Origin of the sequence: Rhizobium sp. J15, from assembly GCF_002531825.1 — a bacterium.
Classification (GTDB): Bacteria; Pseudomonadota; Alphaproteobacteria; order Rhizobiales; family Rhizobiaceae; genus Rhizobium.
On sequence record NZ_NWSX01000027.1, the window covers coordinates 48,591 to 66,878 of the forward strand.

Consider the following 18,288-nt stretch of genomic DNA (forward strand, 5'->3'; position numbering starts at 1 on the left):
GCATGCCGGGGACAATTTCCGTCCCCGGCCATCTGCTTCCTCAGGCTTCGAGCCAGACATATTCCGCGAAGGCATAGCCCATCTGGCCGCCGAGCGGATTGGGCTCCAGGCCCTTGAGCTTGGCGGAGGTCGCGTCGACGTTGGAGATATAGGCCGGAATGATGGTGCCGGCCTGTTCGGCGACCATGCCCTGCATCTCGTTGTAGATGGTCTTGCGCTTCTCCTGGTCGAGCAGGCCGCGCGCTTCCACCAGCATCTTGTCGAATTTCTCCGACTTGTACTGGCTCTCGTTCCACGGCGCGTCCGACGCGTAGAGCAGCGAGAACAGGATATCGGGCGTCGGGCGCGGATTGATGTTGCCGAAATGGACCGGCGCCTTGAGCCAGTAATTGTCCCAGTAGCCGTCCGAGGGAACGCGCTGGACGTCGAGCTTCATGCCGATCTCGGCGCCTGCGGCCTGGATGATCATGGCCATGTCGATCGAGGAGTTCGCCGCTTCCGAAGCGATGATCGGGATCGACTGCCCGAGGACACCGGCCTTCTGGAAGAGCGACTTCGCCTTGTCGGGATCGAAGGATTTCGGCTTGAGGCTGGCATCGCGATAGAAATTCGCCGGGGAAACCGGCTGATCGTTGCCGACCTCGCCCAGGCCGCGCAGCGCCGATTTGACGATCTGCTCGCGGTTGACGAGATACTTCATGCCTTCGATGAAGGCCTGCTTGCTGCCGGGCTCCATATCGAGGCGGATGTTGAGGTTGGTATAGTTGCCGGAGGTCGTCTTCGACAGCACGAAACCGGCGCCCTGGCTTTCGATCAGGCGCATCGAGCGCGGATTGATCGAGGCGGCAAGCTGGATGTCGCCGGATAGCAGCGCATTGACGCGGGCATTGTCGTCGCTGATCGCGAAATATTCGAAGGAATCGACGTTCGGGCCGGATTTCCAGTAGTTCTTGTTCTTGATGCCGACCGAACGCACGCCGGGCTCGAAAACTTCCCTGACGAAGGCGCCGGTACCGTTGGCCTTGGAGAAATCGGTGGTGCCGTCGGCGACGATCATGAAGTGGTGCATCGACAGGATCGTCGGCAGGTCGGCGTTCGGATTGGCGAGCGTGATCTCCGCGGTCTGCTTGTCGACGGCCTTTACGCCTGATATCTGCGCCGCGATCTTGGCGACCTTGGAGCCGACCGCCGGATCGAGATGGCGCTTCAGCGAGAAGACGACGTCATCAGCCGTCAGAGGCTTGCCGTCATGGAAGGTCACGCCGCTGCGCAGCTTGACGGTCCAGACTTTCGCATCCTTGGATTCGATCGCCTCGGCAAGCTCCATCTGCGGCGTGCCCGTCTTATCGAGGAAGGTCAGGCGGTTGTAGAAGGAGCAGCAGCGCACATAGTCGGTCGAAAGCGAAGCCTTCGCCGGGTCGAGCGTGTCGGCCGTCGAGGACGACCAGCCGGCCGCCTTGAGCGTGCCGCCGGCAACGGGCGTGGCTGCGACCGCCTGCGAGGCGCGGCTGAGGATGAGTCCGCCCGCGGACATCGCGACGCCGCCGGCCAGCATCAGTTGAAGAAGTTCGCGCCGGGTCGCGCCGCGGCGGATGGCGTTTTCGACCATTGCGTCGTCCGACGCGGTCCAGTTGGTGATTTTATCGCTCATGTCATTCCCCTTTTGTCGTCCGGTTGGGGCTGCCCGTCTTTGCGAGCTTGGCCCGAGGTTGCATTGCTTTGAGATCAATTCCGTGCCGCGGCCACCGCCTCGGCGAGGCCGGCCATCGAGGTGAAGTGATAGTCGGGCTCGGTGAATTCGGCCGGTTCGATGGTGCCACCATATCCCTTCTGGGCATGACGGCGCTCGATCCAGCAATTCGTCATGCCGAGCGCGCGCGAGATGCCGATGTCATGATATTGGCTCTGGGCCACGTGCAGAATATCGCTTTTGGACGCGCCCTCGCCGGCCACGAAGTCGAAGACGCTCTCGAAGAAAGCCGGATCCGGCTTTTCCGTGCCGGTATCGTCGGCCGTGAAAGCGGCATGGAAAGGATTGCCGAGTTCGGCGGAGAAATGGTCGAAGGCCCAGCGGCGGGCATTGGTCATGGCGATCAGCCGGTAGTCGCGGGCAAGCCGCGCCATGGCAGCCGCGCTGTCGGGAAATGCCTTCCACGTCCTGGCGGAATCGCGCAGCCGTTCGCCATAGGCCTTGTCGGCAGGCAGACCGAGATCGGGCGCGATGACGAGATAGACGCGCACGAGATCATCCGGGAAAAGGATCGCATCCTCGCTGTAGCGGGCGGCGCGATAAAGCGTCAGCGCCTGCTCGCCGTCGATAGTCACGCCCGCCTCGGCAGCGATCTCCTGAAGGCAGGACTTCAGGCCGCCTTCAAAATCGATCAAGGTCCCGACGACGTCGAAACTCATATATTTGAATTCAGGCAGAGACTTCGTCATTTCGTGTCCCCAGTGTCGGGCGCAGGCCGCTTCAGCCGCGGCCGCTTCGCAAAAATCTATCTCGTTCCCAGGCCCGGTTTTCCCGGGGTTCTTATGATGAGCCCCCTATTTTAAAGGGGCGCTTGGCTTCTGCTCATCTGGAGTTTGGCACCTTCTCCGCATGGATTGCGCCGAATAGGCGCCATGACGCGGCACAAAATTCTGAATATCGGCATCCCGCGGTATTTCGTCGCCTGAGGTTCAATCCCTCAGCGCCCGCCTGACGTCGGGGTCCTCCAATGTCTGGTCGAGCGTCTTGGCGGTCCGTTCCAGGATCGCGTCGATATCGGCATCGGTGCAGCAGAGCGGCGGGGCATAGCCGAGAACGCCGTTGGCGAAGGCGCGGATCACCAGGCCGTTTTCCCAGGCGCGGTCGAAAATGCGCCGCGCGGGCTGCGCTTCGGCGGGAAGCGGCGTGCGGGCCGTCTTGTCGGTCACGAGTTCGATTGCGGCCAGCATGCCGCGTCCGCGCACGTCGCCGACCAGAGGGTGATCCTTCAACGCCTCGAGCCCCGCCATCAGCCGGGCTCCGGCTTTGACACCGTTCTCCAGCAGGCCGTTCTCATAGAGCTTCAGCACCTCCAGCGCCACGGCGGCGCTGACCGGATGGGCCGAATAGGTATAGCCGTGACCGATCGCCGAAGCGCCCGCGCTCTCGGCGATCACCTGATAGACATGGTCGGCCATGAAGACGGCGCCCATCGGCACATAGCCCGATGTCAGCCCCTTGGCTGTTGTCATGAAGTCGGGAACGACCTCCTCATGCGAGCAGGCAAAAAGCGGCCCGGTGCGGCCGAAGCCGGTGATCACCTCGTCGGCGACAAAGAGAATATCGAGCTCGCGGCAGAGGTCGCGCATGGCCTTGAGCCAGCCGCCCGGCGGAACGATGACGCCGCCGGAACCCTGGATCGGCTCGGCATAGAATGCGGCGACGCGATCCGCGCCGATCGCCTCGACCTTGGCCCGCAGCGCGGCAAGCGATGCCGCGATGATCGCCTGCGGATCGTCGCCGGCCGGGTTGCGGTAGGGGTAGGGCGACGGAATCTTATGCTGCCAGTCGAAAGGAATGCCGAAACCGGCATGGAAGGCGGGCAGCGCGGTCAGGCCTGCACCGACCGTCGAGGAGCCGTGATAACCCTGCTCGATCGAGATGAACTGGTCGCGCTGCGGCTTTCCGCGCGCGTTCCAGTAGTAGCGGATGAAACGGACCGTGCTGTCGACGGCGTCGGAGCCGCCGAGCGTGAAATAGATGTGGCTGAGATCTCCCGGCGCCCGCTCGGCAAGCTCGGCGGCAAGGCGGATGGCCGGTTCCGAACCGAGGCCGAAATAGGCCGTCGCATAAGGCAGTTCGCGCATCTGGCGCGCCGCCGCCTCGACGATCGACTCGTGACCATAGCCGGCATTGACGCACCAGAGGCCGGCGAAACCGTCGATCAGCTGGCGGCCGTAAGCATCGGTGACCGTCGCCCCCTTGGCGGAGGCGAGAACCCGCACGCCCTGCGCTTCATGGCCGCGATAGGAGGCGACCGGATGAACGAGATGAGCGCGGTCGAGCTCGATGAGGGAATTGCTGTACATGAACGTCTCCTGCCTCAGCCGAGGGCCTGATTGACGAGTGCGAAAGTGGCGGCGGCCGGATCGGCGGCGCGCGGAATTACCGGCTTTGCCATGGCGATCCCGCCGCCGACATGGGCGAGGCCCTGGGCGGCAAGCCAGGGGGCAAGCCCGGTATCGGCAGTCGTGTCGACACGCAAAAACCGCCCGGGGCGGTGGGCGATGAAATGCGCGACGAGGGCCTTGGCATCATCGAGGCCGCCGGCAACGACGGGACCGATGACCTCGCCGCGGCCGAAAACCCGCAGCACGGCGAAGCCGCAAATGCGGCCGTCCCGGCGCAGCACCGCGACCTCGCCGATTTTGGCAAGATAGGCGATCAACCGCCTGCGATCGGCGCCGAAGGCGCGACGGTCGAGTTCGGTGATTGCATCGATGTCGGCGCCGGTCGCGGCTTCCGTTCCCGGCAAAGCAGCGACCTCTCCCGCAATGCCTTGATGCTGGAGGACGGTGCCCGTCGGCATGAAGCCGAGCTTTTCATAAAGCGGCAAACCCTCTTTCGTTGCGACCAGCCGGAGAGGCCGGCTGCCGGCGGTCTCCAACGCGGCATCCATCAGCTTGCGGCCAAGGCCGCGTCCACGCATCGCTTCGTCGACGATCACCATGTTGATGGTGGCGCAGTCGGCCTCGTACATGGTCGTCAGCACCGTTCCGACGACGCGGCCCGCTTCGATCGCAACCGTGCCTTCGCTGAGGGCAAGCGCCATCTGCCAGTCTTCCAGCCGGTGCGGCCAGCCCGCCTGCCGGGAGAGGGAGACCGCCGCTTCCAGGTGTTCGGGGCCGAAGGCCGCGAGGTCGATCTGACTTGTCTGCATTGGGATGTCCTTCATCTCTTGCCGGCAAGTGTGGTGCAGTATCGACCGGCAGATTGTCTGAAGGCCACGATCCCGGCAGTATCTTATAGCGTTGGTCGCACACTCCGCCGCATCTTATGCTGGCAGGCGTGCACGCTTCGCAAATCCCTCCGGCGAAATGAACAGCCGTGGCGGCGGCCATGCACAACCTTCTGCCAAAGCCGGCTCAGGATACGAAACATTCTGCTTTGCCGGTCCGGATTTCAGTCGAGCGGATGCCAGCACCGCGGCCTATGATGAGGGCAGACGAAACAACTGGAAACGCTCAGGATACCGTCATGGCTCACTTCCTTCCGAAATACATCACCTTCGATTGCTACGGCACGCTGACCAACTTTCAAATGGCGGAAGCGGCCCGCGACCTCTATGGCGAACAGCTCGACGAGGCGCGCATGGCAGAGTTCATCAAGAACTTCGCGGCCTATCGTCTCGACGAGATCCTGGGCGACTGGAAGCCTTATAACGCGGTGGTGTACAATTCGCTCGAACGGGCTTGCAAGCGCAACGGCATAATATTCCGCGAGGAAGCCGCGCGCATGGTCTACGAGCGCGTGCCGACCTGGGGGCCGCATGCCGACGTTCCGGCCGGTCTTTCGAAGGTTGCCAAGGAAATTCCGCTGGTGATCCTGTCCAACGCCATGAACGCGCAGATCATGTCGAACGTCGAAAAGCTCGGGGCGCCGTTCCATGCGGTCTATACCGCAGAGCAGGCCAATGCCTACAAACCGCGCTTCCAGGCCTTCGAATATATGTTCGACATGCTGGGCTGCGGCCCGGAGGACATCCTCCATTGTTCTTCGTCCTTCCGCTACGACCTGATGTCGGCCCATGATCTCGGGATCAAGAACAAGGTCTGGGTCAATCGCGGCCACGAGCCTGCCAATCCCTATTACGGCTATGTCGAGATTCCCGATATTTCGGGTCTGCCCGGCGTCGTCGGGCTCTGAGGACGCGAGGCGATGAAGCTTCAATCCTACTGGCACGATACCGCTCCGGTTTTTGCCAATGCGGCGCAGGGGCCTGTCGAAGGTCACTATGACGTCGCGGTCGTCGGCGCCGGCTTTACCGGGCTTGCGGCAGCGCGCCAGCTCGCCAAGGCGGGCGCGCGCGTCATCGTGCTGGAGGCTGAGAGGGTCGGCTGGGGAGCCTCCGGGCGCAATGGCGGCCATCTCAACAACGGCCTTGCCCACAGCTTCATCGGCGCCAAGGCCGAACTCGGCAAGGAGCGCGCCATCGCCCTCTACCAGGCGCTCGACGCCTCGATCGACACGATCGAGGCGATCATCGCCGAGGAGGGGATCGACTGCAATTTCCGCCGCGCCGGGAAACTCAAGCTCGCCTCCAAGCCGCAGCATTTCGACGCGATCGCCCGCAATTTCGAGGCGGTCCACGCTGAGGTCGATCCCGAGACGGCCCTGCTGTCGGCGAGCGACCTGAAAAACGAGGTCGGCGCGGCCTTTCATGGCGCGATGCTGTCGAAGAAAAGCGCCATGATGCATATGGGGCGCTATGTCGTGGGACTGGCGGAAGCGGCCGGACGCCACGGCGCGATCATCGTCGAAAACGCTGCCGTCACCGACCATCGCCAGGCGGATGGCCGACATGTGCTGAAGACTGCCAAGGGCATCGTGAGGGCGGATCAGGTGCTGATCGCAACGGGCGCCTATACGACGCCCAACTTCGGCTATTTCCGCCGCCGCATCATCCCGGTCGGCAGCTTCATCATCGCCACCCGGCCGCTGACACAAGCGGAGATCGCGGCGACGATGCCCGGAAACCGCACCTGCGTGAACTCGATGAACATCGGCAATTACTGGCGGCTTGCGCCCGACAACCGGCTGATCTTCGGGGGCAGGGCGCGCTTCTCCGCCACCTCGGATCAACGTTCCGATGCCAAAAGCGGCGCGATCCTGCGCGAGAGCCTCAGCCGCATCTTTCCGCAGCTTGCCGATGTCGAGATCGACTATTGCTGGGGCGGGCTGGTCGACATGACCAAGGACCGCTACCCCCGCGCCGGATATCAGGACGGCGCCTGGTATGCGATGGGCTATTCCGGCCATGGGGCGCAGCTCTCCAGCCATCTCGGCATGACGATCGCCGACGCGATCCTCGGCCGCCCGGACCATAACCCGTTGAAGGGTCTGGAATGGCCGGCGGTTACAGGCCATTTCGGCAAGCCCTGGTTCCTGCCGCTGGTGGGGCTCTATTACAAGATGCTCGACAAGGTTCAGTAAGCCGGCTGCATCCTTTTCCTCCCAAGTCGATAGAGGGCCAGCAGATAGAGGGGTTGTGTTCGCAACCCCTCTGTTTGTTTTATCCGCATGAACCGGTCAGGCGAGGCCGCCGATATGGAAGGATTTCATTTCGAGATATTCCTCGATGCCGGCCTGCGCGCCTTCGCGGCCGAGCCCCGATTGCTTGACGCCGCCGAAGGGGGCGACCTCGGTCGAGATGGCGCCGGTGTTGAGGCCGACCATGCCGAATTCGAGCGCTTCGCCGACCCGCCAGGCGCGCTTGAGGCTTTCCGTATAGAAATAGGCGGCAAGGCCGTAGGGCGTGCCGTTGGCGATGGCGAGCGCTTCCTCCTCGGTCTCGAAGCGGAAGAGCGGCGCGACGGGACCGAAGGTCTCTTCGCTGGCAAGCTGCATCTCGGTGGTCGCGCCGGTCAGCACCATCGGGGCTGTATATTGCCGGCCGGCCGGCAGCTCCGCTCTTCTGGTGACGATCGTCGCGCCTTTGGCGAGCGCATCGTCGACATGGCGGTTGATCTTGGCGATCGCCGCCTCGTTGATCATCGGCCCGATCGCCACGCCTGTTTCCGTTCCCGGGCCGACCTTCATCCTGTCGACGCGGGCCGCGAGCTTTTCGGCAAAGGCGTCATAGACACCGGCCTGGACGAGAATGCGGTTGGCGCAGACGCAGGTCTGGCCGCCATTGCGGAATTTCGAGGCGATTGCGCCCTCGACCGCGGCATCGAGATCGGCATCGTCGAAGACGATGAACGGCGCGTTGCCGCCGAGTTCCAGGGAAAGCCGCTTCACGCTGTCGGAAGCACCCCGCATCAACAGCGAGCCGACGCGGGTCGAGCCGGTGAAGGAGATCTTGCGGACCGCCTCGTTGGCCATGATCTCGTTGCCGATCCCGGTCGGCATGCCGGTGACGATGTTGATCACACCTGCCGGAATGCCGGCTTTCTCGGCAAGGCAGCCGATGGCGAGCGCCGAAAACGGCGTGAATTCCGAGGGCTTGATGACGACGGAGCATCCGGCGGCAAGTGCGGGCGCCACTTTCCGGGTGATCATCGCATTCGGAAAGTTCCAGGGCGTGATGATGCCGCAGACGCCGACCGGCTCCTTCAGCACGACGATGCGGCGGTCCGCCGTGGGTGAGGGGATCGTGTGGCCGCCGATGCGGCGGGCTTCCTCGGCAAACCATTTGACGAAGGAGGCGCCGTAGCGGATCTCGCCGCGCGCCTCGTCGAGCGGCTTGCCCTGTTCGGTCGTCAGGATCAGCGCCAGATCCTCGATATGGTCGATCATCAGCGCATACCAGGCCTCCAGCAGCGCGGCGCGCTCGGCATGGGTCTTTTTCTTCCATGGACCATAGGCAGCCTCGGCGGCTTCGATCGCGGCGCGCGTTTCGGCGGCTCCCATATCGGGCACCGTGCCGATGACCGTCTGCGTGGCCGGATCGATGACCTCGACGCTGTTGCGGGATGTAGCGGCAATCCATTTTCCGCCGATGAGCGCCTGTTGCCGGAAGAGGCCGGCTTCCTTCAAATTCTGCATCTGTCTATCCCCGATGAAGACGTTACAACTGAGCGAGAATGGAGGCGGTGATCGCCTCGGTCCTGTCCTTGCCCGGGACCGTGCCGATGCCGCAGGCGGTGGTCCATTCGATCGCCTTGATGATGGCGCCGGCGGCCGGCGTCTCACCGAGGTGATCGAGCATCATGGCGCCGGACCAGATGGCGGCGATCGGATTGGCGATGCCGAGATGGGCGATGTCGGGGGCCGACCCATGCACGGGTTCGAACATCGACGGTGCGCTGCGATCCGGGTTGATGTTGGCGGAGGCGGCAAAGCCGAGCCCGCCCTGGATGGCGGCGCCGAGATCGGTGAGGATATCGCCGAACAGATTGGAGGCGACGACCACGTCGAGGCTTTCCGGCGCCATCACCATGCGCGCCGCCATGGCATCGATGTGATAGCTCGTGACCTCGACATCGGCATATTCATCGGCGAGCCTGCGGGTGATCTCGTCCCAGAAGACCATCGAAAATTTCTGCGCGTTCGACTTCGTCACCGAGGCGAGCTTGCCGCGGCGGGCGCGCGCCTGCTCGAACGCGAAGCGCAGGATGCGTTCGACGGCCGTCCGGGTGAAGATCGACGTCTCGACGGCGACCTCGTCCGCCGTGCCCTGATGAACGCGGCCGCCGGCGCCGGAATATTCGCCCTCGGTGTTTTCGCGGATGCAGAGGATATCGAAGCCTGCCGATCTCAGCGGACCCTGCACACCGGGCAGCAGCCGATGCGGGCGGATATTGGCATATTGCACGAAGCTCTTGCGGATCGGCAGCAAAAGCCCGTGCAGCGATACCGAATCCGGCACCTCCGCCGGCCATCCCACAGCGCCGAGCAGGATGGCGTCGAAGCCGCGCAGCATCTCGATGCCATCGGCCGGCATCATCGCGCCGGTCTCCTTGTAGAAGGCGCAGGACCAGGGGAATTCCCGGCCATCGAGGGTGAAGCCGGCCTTGTCGGCCGCCTTCTGCAGCACCGACCAGGCGGCTGCGGTGACATCGCGCCCGATGCCGTCGCCGGGAATGAGAGCGATCCGATGGGTTGTCATGGCGATATCCTCCTCAAAGGCTGATCAAGACGCTCTTGCTCTTGCGGTTGGCGTGATAGGCCTCGCGGCCGAGATCCTTGCCGATGCCCGACTGCTTGTAGCCGCCGGTCGGGAGGATATGGTCGCGCGAGCGGTTGTATCGGTTGACCCAGACCGTCCCCGCCTGCAGGCGACGCGTCAGCCGGATTGCCCGCGAAAGGTCCCGGGTGAACAGCCCGGCGGCAAGGCCGTAGGTCGGATGGTCGGCCAGTGCGAGCGCCTCTTCCTCGTCCCGGAAGGTCTGGAGCGTCAGCACGGGACCGAAAATCTCCTCGGTAATGGCTGGCGAATTCCGGTCGATCCCGGCGATCAGGGTCGGCCTGTAGAAATAGCCGGGCGCTTCCATCGGCATGCCGCCAGCCAGGCATTCGCCGCCGGCCTCGACCGCCGCCGAGACGATCGAATGGATGCGATCCTGCTGCCTTTCGGAAATGATCGGCGAATATTGCGCCGCGCCATCCCAGGTCGGGGCGGCCGCCGCGATCTTCATCCGGGCGACGATCGCCTCGACGAGCGGGGCGGCCGCGGCTTCCTCGACGATGAGGCGGGAGCCGGCCACGCAGGCCTGGCCGGCATTGCTCATGATGCCGGCGGCAATCGCAGCCGCCGTCTTGCCGAGGTCCGCATCGGCGAAAACGAGCTGCGGGCTCTTGCCGCCAAGCTCCAGCGTCATCGGCTTGACGCCGGTGCGGGCGATGTTTTCCATGATCGCCGATCCCGCGCGCGTCGAGCCGGTGAAGCTGACCTTGCTGATATCGGGATGTCCGGTGATCGCCGTGCCGGTAACAGGACCATCGCCCAGCACGACATTGATCAGGCCGGCAGGCAGGCCGGCGCGAAGCGCGAGTTCGGCAAGGCGGACGGTCGAAAAGGGCGTGATCTCGGACGGCTTCAGAACCACGGCATTGCCGGCGGCGAGCGCCGGGCCGAGCTTCCACGCCGCCATCGATACCGGAAAATTCCACGGAGTGATCGCGCCGACCACGCCATAGGGCTCGGTCATGATCATGCCGAGATTGCCGTCGTCGGTCGGCACCAGATCGCTGCCTTCCTTGTCGGCAAACTCGGCGAAGAAGCGGATCTGTTCGGCGGAGACCGCGATGTCGCCTTCCACCAGATGGCCGACGGGGCGGGTCGACGACAGCGCCTCCAGCCTTGCCAGCTCGGGCGCTTCCTGCTCGATCAGATCGGCCCATCGGTGCAGCACCTTCAGACGTTCGCGCGGGCGAACGCCGCCCCAGTTGCTGTCTTTCAGCGCGGCCTTCGCCGATTGAACGGCATGGTCGACCAGGTCCTCGCCGGCGACAGGGCAACCGGCATAGGCCTTGCCGTCGGACGGGCGGCGCATGGGAATGACGCCCTCGGCCGGTATGAGGCGATCTCCGATGAGATGGCCGATGGGAAGGGAAATTCTGTCAGGATCGAAACTCAGGGTCATGGCAATACCTCGGATCACTGAAACGAGGCTAGCCGAACGGGCGAAGTAGCTTGATCCGATGAGGGCGGGGAGGGCAGCGGAAAAACCCGTTCTGCCGCCGCCCGGCAGCTTATTGTTTTGCGTCCCGATGAGCGTGGCGGCATCGGAACGCGGAAGCCCTCTCACGCCATGACGGTGACGTAGATCTTGCGGACCGTTTCGATGGTCTTCCAGACGCCGACGAAACCGGGCTTCATGACAAAGCTGTCGCCCGCTCTGTAGACGACGGGATCGCCGCCTTCCGGCGTCAATTCGACGACCCCGGACAGGATGTGGCAGAATTCGAAGGTTTCGCCCTTGATCGAGCGCGTGACGCCGGGCGTGGCTTCCCAGACACCGGTATGGATCATTTCGCCGCGGGCAATATCCTGCGCCCAGGTCTTGAACTGAGGGTCGCCGGAGATCAGCCGCTCGGGCAGCGGCACGTTTTCGCGCGGCGCAAAGGAAGGGTTGGGATCGATGGTCTTGAGAAGCGGCATGGAGTTTTCCTTTCGAGGTTGAACGTGTCAGTAGCCGCGACGGCGGTCGATGAGGCCGACCGGATCGGATCCGGCGCGCATCCGCTTGATGTTTTCGGCAACGGCGCGGGCAGCGGTGTGGGGCTGGGTGACGCTCGCGACATGGGGCGTGAGCAAGAGGCGCGGATGGCCCCAGAAGGCGTGATCCGCCGGCAGCGGTTCGGGATCGGTGACATCGATCACCGCGCCGGAGAGATGGCCGCTGTCCAAAGCCGCAATCAGGGCTTCATGATCGAGCTGCGGCCCGCGGCCGGTATGAATGAGCGCCGCGCCCTGCGGCAGGCGCCTGAACAGATCGGCATTGAGAAAGCCGCGGGTTTCATCGGTCAGCGGCAAGAGGCAGACCAGGATATCGCTCTCGGCAAGCATCGCCTCGAGGCCGGCATCTCCGGCGTGGCAGCTCACCCCCTCGATGTCATGCCGGGATCGGCTCCAGCCCGACAGCGCAAAGCCGAAAGGCTTCAGCCGCTCGAGCACGGCCCGGCCGAGAACGCCGAGGCCGAGAACGCCGATGCGGCGCTCGGGAGCCTGACGCTGCGGCAGCGCCTGCCAGAGCCGGTCGCGCTGCTGGCCGATATAGGCGGGCAGGTTGCGGTGGAGCGCCAGTGCGGCAAGCGTCACATATTCCTGCATCATCCGCACGATGCCATCCTCGACCATGCGCACCACCTTCACGTGATCCGGCACCTCGGCGATCTGGAACTGGTCGACCCCGGCGCCGATGGAAAACAGCACTTCGAGATTGCGGTAGCGAGAGAGGTCAGACGGGACCGTCCAGGTGATCAGGTAGCGCACCGCCTCGGGATCGACGGTCGCGGGGTCCATCGAAAATTCCAGATCCGGCAGTTCGCGCGCGAAGATCTCCTGGAAAATTGCTCCGCGGCGGGCATCGGAATTGAAGAGAAAAGTCATCGGCGTTGATCCTTTCAATCTTGCCGAGGTCAGGCGCGGCAGCGGGCGGCGAGCGCCTCAACCATCGCCTGGCAGGCAGCGAGTTCGCTCGTCAGAATGAACTCGTCGGGCTTGTGGGCGCGGGCAATATCGCCAGGACCGCAGATGATCGCGTCCACGCCGGCGCGCTGGTAGAGGCCGGCTTCGGTGCCATAGCTGACGGCTGCGAGCGGCGCCTTGCCGGTCAGTTCCCGGAGGAGACCGGCAAGCGGTGCGGTGGGCGCAAGCGAAAGAGCCGGATAGGCGCTCAGGATTTCCCATTCGACGGCAAAGCCGCGTGCCTTCTCCGCCTCCGCCGCATCGCGCACGAGAGCAAGCAGGGAGACGGGATCGATGCCGGAGATTGCGCGTGCCTCCACTTCCAGCGTGCAGACTTCAGGAATGATGTTGACGGCCTGACCGCCGCTGATCGTTCCGGCCTGCAGGGAGGAATAGGAAGGCTCGAATGCGCCGTCGAACGGCCCTTGCGTCAGATCCTTCGCCGTTGAAATTGCCGCATTCAGCACGTTCGCCATGGCATGCACGGCGTTGAGACCGAGATCGGACCGGGAGGAATGGCCGGAGCGGCCCTTGATGGTGATGCGCGCCGCGGCCTTGCCCTTGTGGGCGAGGATTGCCTGCATGCCGCTCGGTTCGCCGATCACCGCGCCGAGCGGCGGCGCGCAGAGATCGGGCAGCCGGGCAAGGAGATGGGGCACACCGCGGCAGCCGGCCTCTTCGTCATAGGAAAAGGCGAGGTGAACCGGCCGGGCGAGGGGGCTTGCCGTCAACGCCGGCACGGCGGCGAGGGCGGCGGCCAGGAAGCCTTTCATGTCGGACGTGCCGCGGCCATAGAGCCGCTCTCCTTCGGCTCTCAGCACGAAGGGATCGGCGCTCCAGCCGGCTTCCCTGGCGGGGACGACATCCATATGGCCGGAGAGGACGTAGCCCGGCCTGTCGGCGGGGCCGATGGTCGCGAAGAGATTGGCGCGGTCGCCCTCGGGGCCGGGAAGAATATGCGCTTCGATCCCGAAGGAGCGGAGATAGGTCTCGATCCAGCCGACGATGGCGCCATTGGGCGTGCCGACGACGGAGGGGAAGCCGATGAGCTCGTGGAGGATCTCGACTAGCGGCATGGAAGAGCTGTGGGCGCTGACTTGAGAAGACATTCCAACCTCTTGCGTGAAGGGCGAGACCGCCGACTGGACTCTTTTCCAGGACGCGAGGCTTTAGATGCCGAAAGCTTCGCCGATTTGGTTGATTGTTGCGCCGGCATCGAATTGACCAGCGATTTCTGCTGACGGGTTTCCTATAGTCTGGCTGGGAGGAGGCGTCGGATTCTGCGTTTGGCCGGCGTCGTCATGGGGATCAATTTCTGGAGGACGCGCGTGAGTGCTGGGACATCGAGACTGGTCGACAGCTTCGAGATGCGCATCGCCGACATCAATACGGTCGATCTCGAACAGTTGCATACGCTCTCGATCGGCGTCGGCTGGCCGCACCGCGCCGACGACTGGCAATTCGTCCGCGAGCTCGGCAAGGGCGTGGTGGCGCTTGACGAAGCGGGCCGTGTTTTGGGCTCCGCCATGTGGTTTCCCTATGGCAGGGATTTCGCCACGATCGGGCTCGTCATCACCTCGCCGCGCCTGCAGGCCCGGGGCGCCGGCCAATGGCTGATGGATCACGTTCTGAACCAGGTTCCCGAAGGCAATTGGGGCCTCAACGCCACGCGGGCGTCACGACGGCTTTACCGCTCCCTCGACTTCACCATGGAAGCCGTCGTCTCCCAATGTCAGGGCGAGGCATCCTTGCCCCCTGAGGCGGAGACACCGCCCGGCGCCGAAATCCGGCCGCTCGGCATGGCCGACCTCGCCGCCATCGCCGCGCTTGATGCAGAGGCCTTCGGGGCGGACCGCACCGCACTGCTCAAGCAGGTTCTTCCTTCGTCCAGCGGCCTTGGATTGTTCCGCGACGGAAAGATCGAGGCCTTCTCCTTCTGCCGGCGGTTCGGCCGCGGGCACGTCATCGGCCCGGCGGCGGCAGCCAGCGATGCGGATGCCATCGCCGTCATTCGCCCGCACGTCACGGCGCATGCGGGCAAGTTCCTGCGGCTCGACACGCGCGAGAAAAGCGGAGCCTTTTCCGACTTCCTCTCCCATTGCGGTCTTGCCGTCTTCGACACCGTCACCACCATGTCGCGCGGCCGCCCCTGGCCGGAAGTCCGCGAACGCCGCCCCGCCGGCACGCCGAAAATATACGCTTTGGCCGGTCACGCGCTCGGCTGAACCGGAAAAGCCGAAAACACCATCCGCTCCGCTGCCATCCCGCCGCAAGGGCTGGCCTTTGATCTTTGCTGTGTTAACTAGTTGTCTGGTGATTTTCCGTCGACCGTACAGTTCGCGAAGAATCCGATATTCCATGCGTGCGGGGAGCCGAATGAGCAACAGACAGCAGAAGCAGGCCGAAATACCTTTGTCGCCCACGGCCCAGGCGTCGCCGGAGCGACGGAGATCCCTGGCGATCGGGCTTCTGCGTGCGCGCGAAGCGGTCATGAGCCACTTCCGGCCGATCCTGGCGGCGCATGACGTCACCGAGCAGCAGTGGCGGGTGATCCGCGTGCTCTCCGAAGCGGGAACGCTCGATGCGAGCGAAGTGGCGGACAAGGCTTCGATCCTGGCGCCGAGCCTGACGCGCATGATCCGCTCGCTTGAGGAGCGCGGCTTCATCACCAAGCACAAGGACAAGGCAGACGGCCGGCGCGTGCTGCTGCGCATCACGCCGGCGGGGCAGGCTATGGTCGACGAGGTCATGCCGGAGAGTCTGAAGGTCTATGCCGATATCGGCGCCCGCTTTGGCGCCGAGCGGGTCGAACAGCTCCTGGACATGCTCGACGAACTGGCGGCGTTAAGGCTCGAAGGCGCTCCGGAAGGGGAGGAATAGCCCCTCTTAATTAATGTGTTAAAGATATGATTGACGATCGGAGCGGCCTGTTGCAGTCTTGAGCGATACTGACACTGTTGGGAGGCAGAGTTGGACCTGTTGCAGAACCGCAGCCTTGTCGATCGCACCTGGTCGCCGACACCCTACGATCAGTGGGCGGACGACCTTCATAACATCTGCGGGAATTTCAACGCGCATACGATGGAGCGCGGCGACAAGGTGATCGGCACGGCAAGCCGCATCGACGTGTGCGGCATGGAATTCGCCCATGTCTCCAACGATCTCGATTATGTCCATCGCGGCTGGGACGACATTCGCCGCGATGCGCACGAACATCTGTTCCTGATCATGCAGCTCGAGGGCGCCTGCGGCGTGGAGCATTCCGGCCGGCAGAACATCCTCGACGTCGGCGAATGCATCCTCGTCGATTCCACGCGCCCGACCACGTTCTTTTTCCGCGGCCACTTCTCCAATCATCTCTCCCTGCATCTGCCGCGGCAATTGATGTATTCGGGCAGCAAGGTGGAATTCGACGTGGCCCGCAAGCTTTCGGCCGGCGATCCGATGGCAATGATGCTGCGCGCGCTGATCGCCAAGATGATGACGACGCCGGAAAGCGAGGCGGCCTCGCCGCATCTGCGCCAGCTGATGTTCGACACGACGCGCCAGGCGTTCCTGTCGACCGACATCCAGACCGCAAGCCTGAATTCCCTGCATGACAGCGCCGGCAGGCGCATGCAGATGGTCGATATCCTGATCGACAAACATTTGACCGACAGCGATCTCAGCGCGAAGTGGCTGGCAACCAGGCTCGGTGTATCGATCCGCACGCTGCAGCAGGATTTCCAGGGCATGGGCATGACCTGCACCACCGTCATCCGCGACAAGCGCCTGCGCTTCGCACGCGAGAAGATCGAGCAGCTGAAGGAGCAGCGCAACCCGACGACCATCGCCGAGGTCGCCTATTCCGCCGGCTTCAACGACATTTCCTATTTCAATCGCAGCTTCAAGGAGCTGTTCGATTGCGCTCCGAGCGAGCTGCTTCGTTCCGGCGAACCGGTGCAGAAGATGGTCTGAAGCGCACTCTGCGCTTTCGTCCAAGCCGGAGCGCGTTTCTCCCCAAGACGGCTTTTCCAGCGAAAGTCATAGTTCTCCTCGATCTCACGGGAGGAGAATATCGTGAAGCAGTCTACCCTGCTCATCGGTGGCGAAATCGTCGCCACGACCGATCATGCGCCGGTCACCAACCCATCGACCGGCGAAGTCGTCGGCTATATGCCGCTTGCCCAGGAGGCCGATCTCGACAGGGCCGTCGCCGCCGCCGCCGAAGCCTTCAAAGGCTGGTCGCGGATCTCGAACGAGGAGCGGGCAGCGGCCTGCCGAGCGATCGCGGAGAAGATCGGCGAGCATGCCGAAGAACTGGCGCAGATCCTGACCCGTGAACAGGGAAAGCCGCTCAACGGCCTCGGCTCACGCTTCGAAATCGGCGGCGCGCTCGCCTGGACGCGGCACACGGCCGAAATCGACCTGCCGGTCGAAATCCTGCAGGACGACAATGAGGGCCGTGTCGAGCTGCACCGCAAGCCGATCGGTGTCGTCGGCTCGATCACGCCGTGGAACTGGCCTGTCATGATCGCCTGCTGGCACATCATGCCGGCGGTGCGCGCCGGCAATACCGTCGTCATCAAGCCGTCGCCCCTGACGCCGCTTTCGACCATCCGCCTCGTCGAGATCATCAACGAGGTGCTGCCGGCCGGCGTCGTCAATGTGATCACCGGCGAAAACAGCATCGGCGCCGCCCTTTCCGCCCATCCGGGCATTGCCAAGATGACCTTCACCGGCTCGACCGAGACCGGCAAGAAGATCATGGCCTCGGCGGTGGCCACCTTGAAGCGGCTGACGCTGGAGCTCGGCGGCAACGATGCCGGCATCGTGCTGCCCGACGTCGATCCGAAGAGCATCGTCGAGGGCCTGTTCTGGGGCGCCTTCATCAACAACGGCCAGACCTGCGCGGCGCTGAAACGCCTCTATGTGCATGACAGCATCTATGAGGAAGTCTGCGTCGCACTTGCCGATTATGCCGGCAAGATCGCCGTCGGCGACGGCCTGGATGAGGCAAGCATCCTCGGCCCGGTGCAGAACGAATTGCAGTTCAACAAGGTGCGCGATCTCGTCGACGATGCGCGCGCAAAGGGCGGCCGCATCCTGACCGGCGGCGCGCCGCTGGACCGGCCCGGCTATTTCTACCCGATCACGCTCGTCGCCGATGTCGACCACGGTATCCGGCTGGTCGACGAGGAGCAGTTCGGCCCGGCTTTGCCGATCATCCGCTACAGCGATCTCGACGAGGTGATCGCCCGCGCCAACCAGAATCCGGCCGGTCTCGGCGGCTCGGTCTGGTCGGCCGACGTCGAGAAGGCGAAGCACTATGCGATGCAGCTCGAATGCGGTTCGGTCTGGATCAACAAGCACGGCGCGATCCAGCCGAACGCGCCCTTCGGCGGCGTCAAGCAATCCGGCATCGGCGTCGAATTCGGCGCAGAAGGGCTGAAGGAATTCACGACGATCCAGACGGTGCTGAGCTGAG

The 18,288-nt window shown here is 64.1% G+C and carries 16 protein-coding genes; 6 read left to right on the forward strand and 10 right to left on the reverse strand.

Annotated elements, in window-relative coordinates; all coding sequences use genetic code 11:
• Window positions 1-40 precede the first annotated feature (40 nt).
• The 4 genes from CO670_RS21380 to CO670_RS21395 form a co-directional block, all read right to left on the reverse strand.
• A complete protein-coding gene (locus CO670_RS21380; protein ID WP_097592092.1) occupies window positions 41-1,651 on the reverse strand; it encodes an ABC transporter substrate-binding protein in 1,611 nt (536 codons plus the stop codon).
• A 74-nt stretch (window positions 1,652-1,725) separates the two neighbouring features.
• Window positions 1,726-2,439, reverse strand: a complete 714-nt coding sequence (locus CO670_RS21385) for an HAD-IA family hydrolase (protein WP_097592093.1) — start codon at window positions 2,437-2,439, stop codon at window positions 1,726-1,728.
• A gap of 240 nt (window positions 2,440-2,679) precedes the next feature.
• Window positions 2,680-4,056, reverse strand: a complete 1,377-nt coding sequence (locus tag CO670_RS21390) for an aspartate aminotransferase family protein (protein ID WP_097592094.1) — start codon at window positions 4,054-4,056, stop codon at window positions 2,680-2,682.
• 14 nt (window positions 4,057-4,070) lie between these two features.
• Window positions 4,071-4,907, reverse strand: a complete 837-nt coding sequence (locus CO670_RS21395; protein WP_097592095.1) for a GNAT family N-acetyltransferase — start codon at window positions 4,905-4,907, stop codon at window positions 4,071-4,073.
• 317 nt (window positions 4,908-5,224) lie between these two features.
• On the opposite strand from CO670_RS21395, the gene CO670_RS21400 reads away from it, so the two are divergent.
• Both CO670_RS21400 and CO670_RS21405 read left to right on the forward strand, forming a co-directional pair.
• A complete protein-coding gene (locus CO670_RS21400) occupies window positions 5,225-5,893 on the forward strand; it encodes a haloacid dehalogenase type II (RefSeq protein WP_097592096.1) in 669 nt (222 codons plus the stop codon).
• Between the two features lie 12 nt (window positions 5,894-5,905).
• A complete protein-coding gene (locus tag CO670_RS21405) occupies window positions 5,906-7,180 on the forward strand; it encodes an FAD-binding oxidoreductase (protein ID WP_097592097.1) in 1,275 nt (424 codons plus the stop codon).
• Between the two features lie 96 nt (window positions 7,181-7,276).
• On the opposite strand, the gene CO670_RS21410 is transcribed toward CO670_RS21405, so the two are convergent.
• From CO670_RS21410 to argE, 6 genes are all read right to left on the reverse strand, one after another.
• A complete protein-coding gene (locus CO670_RS21410) occupies window positions 7,277-8,734 on the reverse strand; it encodes an NAD-dependent succinate-semialdehyde dehydrogenase (protein WP_097592098.1) in 1,458 nt (485 codons plus the stop codon).
• A 22-nt stretch (window positions 8,735-8,756) separates the two neighbouring features.
• Window positions 8,757-9,797: a tartrate dehydrogenase gene (locus tag CO670_RS21415; RefSeq protein WP_097592099.1), complete on the reverse strand. Its 1,041-nt coding sequence runs from the start codon at window positions 9,795-9,797 to the stop codon at window positions 8,757-8,759.
• Between the two features lie 13 nt (window positions 9,798-9,810).
• Window positions 9,811-11,274 carry an aldehyde dehydrogenase family protein gene (locus tag CO670_RS21420; protein ID WP_097592100.1) on the reverse strand — a complete coding sequence of 488 codons (1,464 nt, stop codon included), beginning with the start codon at window positions 11,272-11,274 and terminating at the stop codon, window positions 9,811-9,813.
• 161 nt (window positions 11,275-11,435) lie between these two features.
• The gene (locus tag CO670_RS21425) at window positions 11,436-11,792 is read right to left on the reverse strand and encodes a cupin domain-containing protein (RefSeq protein WP_097592101.1); all 357 of its coding nucleotides are present in this window, start codon (window positions 11,790-11,792) and stop codon (window positions 11,436-11,438) included.
• Window positions 11,793-11,819: 27 nt separating this feature from the next.
• On the reverse strand, window positions 11,820-12,743 hold the full coding sequence (locus CO670_RS21430; RefSeq protein WP_097592102.1) for a glyoxylate/hydroxypyruvate reductase A: 924 nt from the start codon (window positions 12,741-12,743) through the stop codon (window positions 11,820-11,822).
• Between the two features lie 29 nt (window positions 12,744-12,772).
• Complete coding sequence (argE, locus tag CO670_RS21435; protein WP_097592103.1) at window positions 12,773-13,897, reverse strand: acetylornithine deacetylase; 1,125 nt, start codon at window positions 13,895-13,897, stop codon at window positions 12,773-12,775.
• Window positions 13,898-14,122: 225 nt separating this feature from the next.
• Here argE and CO670_RS21440 point away from each other — a divergent pair, with 225 nt between their 5' ends.
• From CO670_RS21440 to CO670_RS21455, 4 genes are all read left to right on the forward strand, one after another.
• Window positions 14,123-15,046: a GNAT family N-acetyltransferase gene (locus CO670_RS21440; protein ID WP_176538997.1), complete on the forward strand. Its 924-nt coding sequence runs from the start codon at window positions 14,123-14,125 to the stop codon at window positions 15,044-15,046.
• A gap of 151 nt (window positions 15,047-15,197) precedes the next feature.
• A complete protein-coding gene (hpaR, locus tag CO670_RS21445; protein WP_097592104.1) occupies window positions 15,198-15,701 on the forward strand; it encodes a homoprotocatechuate degradation operon regulator HpaR in 504 nt (167 codons plus the stop codon).
• A 90-nt stretch (window positions 15,702-15,791) separates the two neighbouring features.
• On the forward strand, window positions 15,792-16,778 hold the full coding sequence (locus tag CO670_RS21450) for a helix-turn-helix domain-containing protein (RefSeq protein WP_097592105.1): 987 nt from the start codon (window positions 15,792-15,794) through the stop codon (window positions 16,776-16,778).
• 102 nt (window positions 16,779-16,880) lie between these two features.
• A complete protein-coding gene (locus CO670_RS21455; RefSeq protein ID WP_097592106.1) occupies window positions 16,881-18,287 on the forward strand; it encodes an aldehyde dehydrogenase family protein in 1,407 nt (468 codons plus the stop codon).
• Window position 18,288: the final 1 nt, after the last annotated feature.